The organism is Modicisalibacter luteus DSM 23508 (assembly GCF_000378505.1).
In the GTDB taxonomy this organism is placed as follows: domain Bacteria; phylum Pseudomonadota; class Gammaproteobacteria; order Pseudomonadales; family Halomonadaceae; genus Modicisalibacter; species Modicisalibacter luteus.
Genome location: NZ_KB899997.1, coordinates 24,127 through 36,719 on the forward strand (window position 1 = coordinate 24,127; position 12,593 = coordinate 36,719).

11 protein-coding genes are annotated in these 12,593 nt (G+C 60.7%); 8 read left to right on the top strand and 3 right to left on the bottom strand.

Annotated elements, in window-relative coordinates; translation table 11 throughout:
• Nucleotides 1-175: 175 nt before the first annotated feature.
• Entirely contained in the window at nt 176-1,525 is a 1,350-nt protein-coding gene (locus F568_RS22910; protein ID WP_019019325.1) for a DUF2252 domain-containing protein, read from the top strand.
• 31 nt (nt 1,526-1,556) lie between these two features.
• On the opposite strand, the gene F568_RS0113780 is transcribed toward F568_RS22910, so the two are convergent.
• Nucleotides 1,557-2,249 carry a response regulator transcription factor gene (locus tag F568_RS0113780; RefSeq protein ID WP_019019326.1) on the bottom strand — a complete coding sequence of 231 codons (693 nt, stop codon included), beginning with the start codon at nt 2,247-2,249 and terminating at the stop codon, nt 1,557-1,559.
• 148 nt (nt 2,250-2,397) lie between these two features.
• On the opposite strand from F568_RS0113780, the gene F568_RS0113785 reads away from it, so the two are divergent.
• Both F568_RS0113785 and F568_RS0113790 read left to right on the top strand, forming a co-directional pair.
• On the top strand, nt 2,398-2,916 hold the full coding sequence (locus tag F568_RS0113785; RefSeq protein WP_019019327.1) for a putative pterin-binding protein: 519 nt from the start codon (nt 2,398-2,400) through the stop codon (nt 2,914-2,916).
• Nucleotides 2,903-5,167 carry a hybrid sensor histidine kinase/response regulator gene (locus F568_RS0113790; RefSeq protein ID WP_229804177.1) on the top strand — a complete coding sequence of 755 codons (2,265 nt, stop codon included), beginning with the start codon at nt 2,903-2,905 and terminating at the stop codon, nt 5,165-5,167. Before F568_RS0113785 ends, F568_RS0113790 begins: the two co-directional genes overlap by 14 nt.
• Before the next feature lie 35 nt (nt 5,168-5,202).
• Here the strand turns inward: F568_RS0113790 and F568_RS0113795 are convergent, their stop codons facing one another.
• Nucleotides 5,203-6,363, bottom strand: a complete 1,161-nt coding sequence (locus F568_RS0113795; RefSeq protein ID WP_019019329.1) for an EAL domain-containing response regulator — start codon at nt 6,361-6,363, stop codon at nt 5,203-5,205.
• A gap of 313 nt (nt 6,364-6,676) precedes the next feature.
• Nucleotides 6,677-7,711 (bottom strand): LacI family DNA-binding transcriptional regulator, encoded by a 1,035-nt coding sequence (locus F568_RS0113800; RefSeq protein WP_019019330.1) that lies wholly within the window; start codon nt 7,709-7,711, stop codon nt 6,677-6,679.
• A gap of 110 nt (nt 7,712-7,821) precedes the next feature.
• Between F568_RS0113800 and ltnD the strand changes: the two genes are divergently transcribed.
• Genes ltnD through denD form a run of 5 tightly spaced genes read left to right on the top strand, consistent with a single transcriptional unit; the run spans nt 7,822 to nt 12,527 of the window.
• On the top strand, nt 7,822-8,757 hold the full coding sequence (gene ltnD, locus F568_RS0113805; RefSeq protein ID WP_019019331.1) for an L-threonate dehydrogenase: 936 nt from the start codon (nt 7,822-7,824) through the stop codon (nt 8,755-8,757).
• Nucleotides 8,754-10,049 (top strand): 3-oxo-tetronate kinase, encoded by a 1,296-nt coding sequence (gene otnK, locus F568_RS0113810; protein WP_019019332.1) that lies wholly within the window; start codon nt 8,754-8,756, stop codon nt 10,047-10,049. Before ltnD ends, otnK begins: the two co-directional genes overlap by 4 nt.
• A complete protein-coding gene (gene otnC, locus F568_RS0113815) occupies nt 10,046-10,690 on the top strand; it encodes a 3-oxo-tetronate 4-phosphate decarboxylase (protein WP_019019333.1) in 645 nt (214 codons plus the stop codon). Before otnK ends, otnC begins: the two co-directional genes overlap by 4 nt.
• 35 nt (nt 10,691-10,725) lie before the next feature.
• Nucleotides 10,726-11,520 carry a 2-oxo-tetronate isomerase gene (gene otnI / locus F568_RS0113820; RefSeq protein WP_019019334.1) on the top strand — a complete coding sequence of 265 codons (795 nt, stop codon included), beginning with the start codon at nt 10,726-10,728 and terminating at the stop codon, nt 11,518-11,520.
• Between the two features lie 38 nt (nt 11,521-11,558).
• On the top strand, nt 11,559-12,527 hold the full coding sequence (gene denD / locus F568_RS0113825) for a D-erythronate dehydrogenase (RefSeq protein ID WP_019019335.1): 969 nt from the start codon (nt 11,559-11,561) through the stop codon (nt 12,525-12,527).
• Nucleotides 12,528-12,593 lie beyond the last annotated feature (66 nt).

Consider the following 12,593-nt stretch of genomic DNA (forward strand, 5'->3'; position numbering starts at 1 on the left):
GCCCGTGGTCACAGGCGTTGCAGTGCATGTAAGGTTCATTTCCCTGCCTACTGTCCGGTAAGCATAGAACCCAGGGCAGGATTGCAAAGCGTATAAGCTCACTATGGACTTGGCGTCGTCGTGCTTATCCGGCACGCTGAAGATCCTGTTCTCACTTCGCCGAAGGAGCCTGCGCATGTCGCAGCCATTGACGCGTCACAACCGGCCCCGCCAAGTGCTCGAAGCTATTGCCGCCGCCAATGCAGGCCTATCCGATGCGCAGCGCAAGGCCAAGTACACCAAGCTGGCCGAGTCGCCGTACCGTTTTTTCCGTGGCACCAACCATCTCTATTGGGCCGATGTCTGGCACGATTGGCGGTTTGCCCTCTATGGCGGGTTGCCCGGGACCCAGACCTGGTTGCAGGGCGATGCCCATGCCTACAACTTCGGCGCCTATGGCCATCACGATGATAGTGTGCGCTATGGCATGGACGACTTCGACGATGCCCTGATAGGTGATTACCAATACGATGTCTGGCGGTTGGCGATCAGTGTGGTTCTGGATGCTCGCGAAAATGTCGGTCTGACGCGCAAGGGTATTCGCAAGGCGCTCAGCTCGCTGCTGGAGAGTTATCACGACGAGTTGGCCGGTCACGTTCGTGGCGAGACACCTCAGGCGGTGACGCTCGAAAATGCCAAGGGGATTCTGGAACCGTTCATGCGGACGGTTGCAGACACCTCTTCGCGCGCGAAGATGCTGGAGAAATGGACGCGCCTTGAGGAGAACGGACGCTGTTTCGCCGAGCGTCCGAAAAAGCTGGCACCCTTGCCCCAGGATCAGGCCATCCAGCTTCGTCAGGCCATCGAGCAGGAATATCCCAAGACGTTACAGGGGCATGCCGCTGGCAACGAGAGCGCTCATTTTCGCGTCAAGGACATGGCGCGCCGGCTGGATGCGGGAACCGGCTCGCTGGGACTCGAACGCTATTACGTGCTGATCGAGGGTGGGGCGGAGCATGTGCATGACGACGTCATTCTCGATATCAAGGAACAGACACCACCGGAAGGGTGGCGACTCATGAACCGCGACGAGAAGCGTGCCTGGCGCCGGGCTTTTCCCCATGAAGGCATACGTCATGCGGCGGCCTTCTGTGCGATTGCCGAGCACCCCGATATCTATCTGGGCTGGCTGCACCTGGGGGATAAGGTGTTCTCGGTTCGTGAACGGTCGCCCTACAAGGTGGATTTTCCCACTCAGCGCATCGAAGGAGCCAAGCCCTATCGCAAGCTGTCCAAGCAATGGGGGCGTATTCTGGCTCGCGAGCATCTGCGCGGGGCTCGTGCGTTGAATCCGGACGATCCGGCACGTTTTGCTCGCAGCGTGTGCGAACGGCTCGATGGCCGGCTCGACAACTTCGTTAACATGGTGTCCACACTGGCCATGAGCTATGCCGATTGCGTAACGCAGGACTATCGCTTTTTTGTCGACTCGGAAGATACCGGGGACGAGTGGCGACGGAAGGGTACTTCTGCTGACAGGGGCTAGACGTTCGAGGCGACTGCCGCGAGTGACAATGTCAATGCAGCATGGCCTGCGCTTCCAGCCGATAGCCATGTTGATAGATGCTACGTAGGCGCACGCCATGGCTGCCATCCAAAGTCAGCTTGCGGCGCAACCGGCTGATGTGCGTATCCACGGTGCGTGTCGATACGTCGCCATTGATGCCCCATACGACTTCCAGCAGACGGGCTCGCGAAAGCAACTCGCCGGGATGATTGAAGAACAGCGACACCAGGCGGAACTCCCGCTCCGTCAGTTTCACGTGTTCGCCAGCGAATTGCACTTCACGTTGACTGCTATGCAGTGTGTAGGCTCCGAGTTGCTCCCTGGTATCCTGCGCCTGGAAGCCGGTGCGTCGGGCAAGGGCGTTAATGCGTGCGGAAAGCTCGCGGGGACGTAGCGGTTTGGACAGAAAATCGTCGGCACCACTCTCCAAGGCCAGCACGATATTTTCCTCCTCATCGCTCGCGGTGATGAACAGAATGGGACCTTTCCAACCGTCATGCTGGCGCAGGTTCATGGTGACGTCCATGCCGCTGGCGTCCGGCAACCTCCAGTCAATGATGAACATATCAAACGCCTGCGTCTGGATGGCCCGGCGTAGTTCGCTGGCGCGCGTGAATTGCGAGATACGGTGGCCAGCAGCGATCAGACACTGCTCGATGAAGTCCTGCTGATCGGTATCGTCTTCCAGCACGCCGATATGCATTGGGTTTGGCATGTTTTTCTTCTTACCGGCTGTGGCCAGCTATTGATTGAATACGGTCAGTCACGCCGTGACTGTGACAAAGGTTCACAGTTCGATGACGAGCGGCCGAAATATAATCACTACGTCAGACACCTTGGGGGCACTTAACATGTCGCTTTTCCGCTCACCGGGCCTGCTGTTGGGTGGTATGTTGGCCTCCTTGCTTTCTTCTATCGGCAGCCAGGCCCTGGCACTTGAGGCGCCGACAGGCCCGGTGATCCTCGTGGTCAGCGGTAATATCACCGAGACCAACCTGGGCAATGAGGCGCATTTCGACCATGACATGCTCCAATCGCTGGAGCAGCGTGAAACCATGACCGGGACGCCCTGGCACGAGGGCAAGATGACCTTCAAGGGGCCTCTGGGACGCTCGCTGCTTGAAACCGTGGGCGCCCAGGGCGAGATCATGCGGATTGACGCTCTCAATGACTATTCCGCCAGCGTTCCTGTAGAGGATTTCAGGGAACACGACGTGATTCTGGCGATGTCCGCCGACAATCGTCGACTGCGTGTACGCGACCATGGTCCGCTGTTCGTGATCTATCCCTTCGACGAGGAGCCGTCACTGCTCAACGAGGACGTCATTACACGCTCGGTCTGGCAGGTGAAGGCTATTGAAATCAAGTGACACCGCCCAGGCCTCGGGAGGCCTGTCGATGCAGTCGCTATTATCGCGACGCTTCAGGATCGCCACTTTTGCGGCGATCCTGTTTTTTCTTGCCACCTTGGTCACGGGCGGCCTGATCTTCCAAAGGCATCAAGCCATCGAGGACCGCCTGCTGGAGAACCTAGTCTGGGCTGCCTACCAGTTCGATCGTGAGGTCCGGGAGTTTCGCTTTGCCCTGCTGGACGACAGCAAGGCGTCGATCGATGACGCCTTGCTGCACCACGAACTCCTCTATAGCCGTATGGCGCTATTCCTGCAGGGTGACATTGCCCGATCAATTAGCGAGGTACCGGGGCTGGACGCGCCTATTCGGCAGGCCAAGCGCCTAGTCAATGAGATTGATGGTCTGCTGGTGGCGTTGCCCGGCGATACGGCAGGGCTGTCTCCAGCGCTGGTGCAGACACTTCTCGACAAGAATCAAACGCTACAACTGCTGACCGGTGACGTAGTGGTTGGCATCAATGCCCATGTTTCGGAAATGCGGGCCTTCGAGCATCAGGAGTTACTCAAGCTGTATTGGGTGGTATTGGTTCTGGTGGTGCTGGTGATGTTTTCCGGTGGCGCCCTGGTGAAGGCGTTGGTGCGGGAAGGGCGGGCGCGCCACGAAAAGGCGCAGCTACTCGAGATACAGAGCATCGAGCTTAACGAAGTCGCCCGACGTGCCGAGGCAGCGAGCCGGGCCAAGTCGGAATTCATGGCGGTGATGAGTCACGAGATCCGTACTCCGCTCAGTGGCGTAATCGGTATGTCCGATCTGCTCGGCGACGAGCGTCTGACAGAACAGGGTAATAAGTATCTACTGTCCCTCAGGCAAAGTGCTGCCGGTTTGCACACGGTAATCAACGACATACTGGATTACACCAAGTTGGAATCCGGTGCCCTGGATCTCGATGATCGACCGTTCAATCTGCCTACGTTCATCGAGCAGGTCTGTGCCGGCTACCGGTTACGACAGGACGGCCAGAATGTTTCGATGCTATATCAACTCGATGCCGACCTGCCCTCGTTCGTCAGTGGTGACATCGACCGCCTTCGCCAGGTACTGATGAACCTGCTGACAAACGCTTTCAAGTTCACGGAAGAGGGGTTCGTCAGGCTCAGCGTTACCCGTGATGGCGAGCAACACATTCGCTTCGAGGTCCGTGATACCGGCTGCGGCATCTCTCCGCACGATCAGCAGCGGCTCTTCTCGCCATTCACTCAAGTCGATGCTTCTATTGCCCGGCGGCACGAAGGGACGGGCCTGGGGCTGGCCATCTGCGAGCGCCTGATAACGGCCATGGGTGGCGAGATCGACATGAGTAGCCAGCCAGGGCTGGGCAGTTTGTTCTGGTTTACCATCAGTCTGCCCGAGACGGATGCTGTCGAGGCTCTAGCCTCCACCGCGCTGGCAGGTACGGAGTTGGGTCGTCATACGATCCTGGTGGTGGAGGACAACTCGATCAACCAGATCTTGACCAGAGCCATGCTCGAATGGATGGGTCAGGATGTAGTTGTCGTCGATAACGGCGAAGAAGCGCTGGCCTGCCTGGCGTCGTCCTCGCCGATCGACCTGGTATTGCTCGATATGCAGATGCCGGTCCTGGATGGGCCGGAAACGGCGCGTCGCTGGCGGTCACAGGAGCCCGCTGGGCAACATCTGCCGATTCTGGCCATGACGGCCAATGTTATGCCAGAGCATCGTGAAGTTTGCCTGCAAAGCGGTATGGACGAGGTCATATGCAAACCCTTTACACGAGAGGCGCTGTATTTCCTGCTCGGCCAATATCTTAGTCCGTGCCGGGAAAGTGATGAAACGGCATGCTCCCAGACCAAGGAAACAGCTCCGCCGCCATCGCTTCCATCAAGTGAAGACTCGTCAGGCGTGGGGCTGCTGGATTTAGACATTCAAAAAGAATTGCGCGATACCCTTGATCCGGACGCCTTGAAGGGGTTGCTGACAGTTTTCTTTGCACGCCTCGATAAGCGCCTGGTCGCGCTGCGACAGCATCTGGAAAACGAAGACTGGCAGGCGTTTCGAAGGGACGCTCACTCGCTTAAGGGCGCCGCCTCGTCGTTGGGATGCTTGGCGATCGCCGAGCAGGCTCGCGCCATGGAGCAAGAGAGTTTGCTGGCCGAGATATCGACTCTACACCGCTACATGCGGCATCTCGCCGAGCTTGGGGCTGCTACACGCAGTGCGTTGCTTGGCATCTCAGCGACTAGGAACTGATATTTTTACTCAATATTCAAGCGTTGAAGTCGTCATCATGCGAGAGTGCTTGCTTGGGCCTGGTGGGAGTACCAGCCATTGAATTGCTCTTGTGCCATGGGGCGGGCAAAAAGATAACCTTGGCCGATGTGGCAATGGGCGGCTTTGAGCAGGCCATGTTGCTCCTGTGTCTCGATCCCTTCCGCCACCACTTCCATATCGAGTCGGCGACCCAGGTCGACGATGGCCAAGGTAATGGCACGCGCCTCGTGGTCTTTATCGCATAGTGAAACGAAGCTCCGGTCCAGCTTCAGTTCGTCGAATGGCAGCCGGTAAAGCTGGGTCAGCGAGGAGTAACCGGTACCGAAGTCATCCAGTGCCAGCCGGCAGCCACGCTCACGTAGGGCCGATAGGAGTTGGCATGCGTGGCTGAGACACTCGATGCTTGCCGACTCGGTCAGTTCCAAGGTCAGGCCACCAAGGTGTGAGGTATGGCGGGCCACGACACGGTCGAAAGCCGTTAGCATGTTAGGCGTTCTCAGCAGCTGGGCCGGAATGTTGATGGCGATGTTAAGTGGCCAGCCCCGAGCGTGCCAGCATGTTTGTTGCGTCAGGGCGAGATCTAGCACGTGCCAGGTCAGTTCGACAATGCGTTGGCTGCGCTCGGCCAAGGGAATGAAGCTGTCTGGGTAAATCATCCCGCAATCGGGATCCTTCCAGCGCAGCAGCGCTTCCACACCTGCGATTCTACCGCTCTGCAGCTCAAGCTTGGGCTGGTAGGCCAGGAAGAAGTGACCCTGGCGCATGGCATTATCCAAGGCGTTGACCGTCAGTGGACGGTCGCGGTTGCCCAGGGGAGCAATCAAGGCATCGAGCCGCTTCAGTAGCTGCCCTTTAGGAAGAAAGCCGAGCAAATGCAGTCCCATATCCCTTCCGATGCCAAGAACGGCTTGGGGGGTATCGGCATCGCAGCCACTGAGCAGCACCACAGCCGCGCTGAGGCGCAAATCCCGCAAATGATGAAGAACTTCCAGTTCCGTAAACTCACCCAGCCCGAAGTCGAGCAAGATCAGGTCAACATCGAGTAGCTCCGGCCGATGGGCCAGCTCGTCGAGACCGCCCAACGTGGTGACATCATAACCGCGCCGGCGTAACAGATGCTGGCCCAACAACTGTATTTCGATATCGTCGTCGACGACCAAGGCGCGCTGTGGCATGACGTGAAGCTCCTGAGAACGAACTGGCAGATCGTATCGAGTGCCAAGGCTAGAATGCAGGACTTGGCTGGGAGGAAAGCCAGGCGGGGTGAGTGGCGTGTCGGAAGACCAGGGAATTTACAGTCTGCGCGTGCCCATATCGTTGTTCTCTCGGAAGCGTCGTTTCTAATGTCATGCAACGGTAAACGTGATTGAGTCGTTAGTCGACTACACGCCATGACTTGTCACGTTTGTTTGCTTTCAAACACACGTTTGGTTTGTGTAAGCTATCGTTGCGCTTCATATTATTGCGCTCAGTATTTACTTTCCGCGCTCAAGTACTTTCTCCCACACAAAGCTCAAATCCGACATCGCAAACCGATGCATCCACGGCCTTGCCCTCAAGGCGGGCAATGACCTGCTGGGCGGCAATGCGCCCGATCGCTTCGCGAGGCGATACGATCGTCGTCAGCCTGGGGGTAATGTGCTGGCCGAAGGGCAGTCCGGTGAAGCCGGCAATGGCGACGTCATCAGGCACACGGATACCTGCCCGATTGGCATGCAAGATGGCACCTGCGGCCAAGGTATCGTCGGCGAAATGAATGGCGTCGGTGCCTGATCGCTGAACCATGACGTGGCGAAACGCCTTGGCGCCGATCTCGAGTGCGCTGGCGTCCGGCCACTCTGCGAGCGGTGCTTCCAGTCCGTGCGCTTCCAGGAGATCGCGATGTCCTTCGTAGCGCAGCCGGGCGCGGTAATTGCCATCCATCTGCGCGCCGGCATAAACGATCCGTCGATAGCCCTGGTCCAGTAGGTGCTGCGCCATGCAGCGCCCGGCATCGTAGTGAGACAGTCCCACATTGAGGTCGATCCCCTGGCCGAGTTCCATGATCTCCATGACCGGCTTCTGCCAGCGCTTGAGCATGGCGGTACAGGCGGCATCATGGCGTAACCCGGTAATGACCAACGCGGAGGAGGACCAGCCGAGGAAGGTCTGCACCAACTCATGCTCGCGGCGTATGTCGTATTCGGTATTGCCAAGCAGAATCTGGTAGCCGTGCTTCTCGAAGGTGGTCTGCAGGCCATGGATGACCTCGATGAATACGACGTTGGATAGCGATGGCACGATCACCGCGATGAAGCGTGAATTGGCTGAGGCCAAGCTGCCAGCGAGCATATTGCGTACGTAACCGATGCGCTCGATAGCGGCCTCGACGCGTTCGCGTGTGGTCTGGCGGACGCTGTCGGGCGAGTTGAGCACGCGTGACACCGTTATGGTGGAAACCCCCGACTCGCGGGCGACATCGGCCAGGGTGGGGTTGTCGGCCCCACGCCGTTTGCGACGCTCCGACGGCTCTGAATTAGACATTGGTCGTGCTCCCGCTTCCCACCCTTGCGTGTCAGGAGAGGGTAATCTAAAACAAATGTTAGCGCTAACATTCGATCCCGCCACAACATGACAACAGGGGAGTCCGCCAGATGATTGAGCGCACGCCGCACACCGAGACGGTAGGGGTAATAGGCTTGGGAGCCATGGGGCTGGGCACGGCCACGGCCCTGCACGAGGCCGGGTTGGCGGTGATCGGTTGTGATATCAGCGACTCGGCCCGTGAGGCCTTCGAATCCCGCGGCGGCATCAGCGTGGCTACGCCAGCCGAGTTGGCAGGGCGCTGTGGCGTCGTATTGGTAGTGGTGGTCAATGACGAGCAGGTCGAGCATGTATTGTTCGGCGAGGCGGGACTGGCGGATCGGCTAGCGCCGGGCAGCCTGGTCGTGCAGTGCGCCACGGTGGCGCCGAGCTATGCCATGGCCCTGGGAAAACGGCTAGACGCCACCGGGCTGTTGATGCTTGATGCCCCGATCAGCGGCGGCGCCGCGAAGGCGCGCCAAGGGCGGTTGTCGGTTATGTCTTCGGGAAGCGATGCGGCCTACGACAAGGCCAGGCCGGTGCTCGATGCGATGGCCGAGACCGTTTATCGGCTGGGCGATGCCCCGGGGGCGGGCTCCAGCGTCAAACTGGTCAATCAATTGCTGGCTGGTGTACATATTGCGGCGGCCGCCGAGGCCATGGCGCTGGGTGTCCGCATGGGTATCGATCCCGACACGCTCTACGACGTGATCACCCATTCCGCCGGCAATTCCTGGATGTTCGAGAATCGCGTACCGCATATTCTCAAAGGCGATTACACGCCGCTTTCCGCCGTGGATATCTTCGTCAAGGATCTCAATATCGTGCACCAGACCGGGCGCGAGTTGACCTTTCCCACCCCGGTTGCGGCCAGCGCGTTACAGCAATTCACCGCAGCCAGCGGCGCCGGGTTCGGGCGCGAGGATGATGCGGCGGTCATCAAGGTATACCAGCGTCTGTCGGGCATTGCTCTACCGGCAGCCAACGATGCGGAGGGTGGCACATGAGCCTGGTTCTCGGCGCCATCGCCGACGATTTCACTGGCGCCACCGATCTGGCCAACAATCTGGTGCGGGCCGGCATGCGTTGCATCCAGACCATTGGCGTGCCCGATCACGCCCTTGATGCCGACGATGTCGATGCGGTGGTAGTCGCACTCAAGTCGCGCTCCTGTCCGGTGGAGGAGGCCGTGAGCGATTCGCTCTCGGCACTGGAATGGTTGCAGGCGCAGGGCGCGCGGCAGGTTTTTTTCAAGTATTGCTCCACGTTCGACTCCACGCCGCGCGGAAACATCGGGCCGGTGGCCGATGCGTTGCTGGAGCGCTTGGGAGCGGAGCAAACAGTGATGGTGCCGGCATTTCCGGTCAACGGGCGCACGGTCTACCAAGGCCACCTGTTTGTTGGCGACCGGCTGCTCAACGACAGCGGCATGCAGCACCACCCACTCAACCCGATGCGTGACGCCGACCTGGTGCGCGTGTTGGCGCAACAGACGCCTCATCCCGTTGGCCTGCTGACGCATGCCACCCTGACCCAGGGGGGCGATGCTGCCAAGGTACGCCTGGCCGAACTGCATCGCGACGGCGTCCGCCACGTGATCTGTGACACTCTCGATGAAAACGATCTGAACGTTCTTGCCGAGTCGGTGGCCGACTTGGCACTGGTCACCGGCGGTTCCGGGCTGGGTCAGACTCTGCCCGAAGTCTATCGTCAGCGCGGCTGGCTGGCGCCGGTCGATAATGCGGGCCAATTAGCCGTGCCGAACGGAGCGTCCCTGGTACTGTCGGGAAGCTGCTCGCAGGCCACGCTGGGCCAGGTCGAGCATTTTCTGCGTTTCCACGAAGGCTTTGCGCTCGATCCTCTGGCGCTGGCCGAGAGCGATGCCCAAGTCGAGGAGGCACTGGCTTTTGCCCACGAGCGCCTGAGCGAGACGACGCCGGTACTGATCTATGCCTCGGCTGCGCCCGAGCGTGTCAAGGAAGCGCAGCGACGCCTCGGGGCGGCCCAGGCCGGTGAACTGGTCGAGCGGGCCCTGGCACGCCTGGCGCAGGCGCTGGTGGGTGAAGGCGTAGGGCGACTGGTGGTTGCCGGTGGTGAAACTTCCGGCGCAGTGGTCTCGGCATTGGGCGTGGCCGAACTGCGTATCGGCGAGCAGATCGATCCTGGCGTACCTTGGACACAGACCCAGGTAGCCGGTCGCGAGGCGCCGTTATCGCTGGCCCTGAAGTCAGGCAATTTCGGAGGCGTCGATTTCTTCACTCGGGCTTTCGAGACACTGCGTGGGGAGCGACCGTCATGAGCCGTCACGACAATCTTCTGCGTGAGCAGATAACCACCCATGGCAAGTCGTTGTTCGACCGTGGCCTGACCATGGGATCGAGCGGCAACATCAGCGTACGTCTTGACGATGGTGGCTGGCTGATGACGCCCTCCAACGCCTGCCTGGGTCGGCTCGACCCGGCGCGCATCTCGCGTCTCGATCGAGATGGACGCCTGCTCGACGGCGACAAGCCGACCAAGGAAAGCTTTCTGCACATGGCAATGTATGCCGAGCGCCAGCAGTCGCAGGCCATCGTGCATCTGCACTCGACCCATTCGGTGGCGGTGTCGTGCCTGCCGGATATCGACTCCCATGATTGCATCCCGCCACTGACCGCCTACTACGTGATGCGTGTCGGGCGACTGCCGCTGGTGCCGTACCATCTGCCCGGCGACACCGCACTGGGCGATGCGGTAAAAGGCCTGGCCGGCCGGCACAGCGCCGTGCTGCTGGCTAACCACGGCCCGGTGGTGGCGGGCAAGTCGCTGGAGGCAGCGGTGTACGCCACCGAAGAGCTCGAGGAAACCGCCAAGCTGTTTCTGCTCTTGCGTGGCCAGAACCCGCGCTGCCTGACGCCGGAGCAAGTGGCCGAACTCGAAGCGCGCTTTCCCCGCGACTGATATGACAAGTCGCCAACGACTCTATGAGGACACCCATGATCCGACTGGCCGCCAACCTCAGCATGCTGTTCACCGAGCATGACTTTCTCGATCGCTTTGCGGTGGCGGCGAAGGCCGGGTTCCGCGGTGTCGAGTATCTGTTTCCCTACGCCTACGAGCCGCGAGAGCTGCGTGCTGCCCTCGACGATAACGGGTTGACGCAGGTGTTGTTCAACCTGCCGCCGGGCAACTGGGAGGCGGGGGAACGCGGCCTGGCCAGCCTGCCGGGACGTGAATCCGAATTCCGCGACAGTGTGAGCGAGGCGCTGCGCTATGCCGAGGCACTCGACTGCCCGAGTCTGCACGCCATGGCCGGGTTATTGCCGGCGGATGCCGACGAGGCCACTCGCGAGGCGCACCTGGCCACCTACATCGACAATCTGCGCCATGCCGCGTCGGAACTGGCCCGGGCTGGACGTACCCTACTCATCGAGCCCATCAACACCCACGACATGCCGGGTTTTTTCCTGAATCGACAGGCCCAGGCCCGTGAGGTGCTGGAACGGGTCGGCGCCGACAACCTGCGCATTCAATTCGACCTTTATCACTGCCAGATGACCGAGGGGAACCTGTTCGCCAATCTCGAGGCGCAGTTTCCTTATATGGGGCATGTGCAGATCGCCGGCGTGCCGGGACGTCATGAGCCGGATGTTGGCGAGGTGAACTATCCGGCGGTGCTCGAGCGCCTGGCGGAGCTGGGGTACGACGGCTGGGTGGGCTGCGAGTACAAGCCAGCGGCGGAAACCGCTGCCGGCTTGAGGTGGGGCACGGCCTACGGGCTGCAGGCCTGATCAACAAAAGCGCGTGACGACAACGATAAGGATGGATGATGCACGTATTGATTACCGGTGCTGCCGGCTTCCTCGGCCAACGATTGACGGCCGCCTTGCTCGACCGCGGCGAGCTCAATGGCAGGGCTCTGACGCGTCTGACGCTGGTTGATCAGATCGCGCCGGTACCGCCGGCGCACGATGACATCACACTCGATTGTCGGGCCATGGACATCACCCGAGCCGGTGCGCTGGATAGCCTGCTCGGCGAACGCCCCGAGGTCATCTATCACCTCGCTGCCGTAGTCAGTGCGGCGGCCGAGGCCGACCTCGACCTGGGCATGGCTGTCAACTTCGATGCCACCCGTGCCCTGCTGGAAGGCTGCCGCGCGGCCGGCCTCGCCGAAACGCGCCTGGTCATGGCCAGCTCAGTTGCTGTCTATGGTGGCGAGCTGCCGACGGTACTCGACGACATGACGGCCCTGACGCCGCAGAGTTCCTACGGCGCCCAGAAGGCGATGTGTGAACTGCTCATCAATGATTACAGCCGCCGGGGTCTGGTCGATGGCTGCGTACTGCGCCTGCCGACCATCGTGGTGCGCCCCGGGCGGCCCAATGCCGCGGCATCCAGCTTTGCCTCCAGCATCCTGCGTGAACCCTTGAACGGCGAGGCCGCGGTCTGCCCGGTACCCACCGATCTCGAACTGTTCGTGATGTCACCGGGGCGTGTCATCGAGGCGTTGCTGCATGCCGCGACGCTCCCGAGCGATTCGCTGGCGCCATACCGCAGCGTGATGCTGCCGGGCTTGACCGTCAGCGTTGCCGCGATGCTTGAGGTGCTGCGCGAAGTCGGCGGGGAGGAGGCTCTGGCCAGAGTGAGCCACGAGCCCGACCCGCGGATCGAAGCGATCGTCACTAGCTGGCCGGCGCGCTTCGAGACGCAGCGAGCCGAGCGCCTTGGCTTCGTCGGCGATCGCGACTTTCACGAGATCGTACGCACCTTCGTCGCCGAACGAGAGGCGTCCTGAGGCAAGCCACAAGAACACAATGACTCATCCGGCGGCAGCGCCGCCACACCATGAAGCGTAACGTGA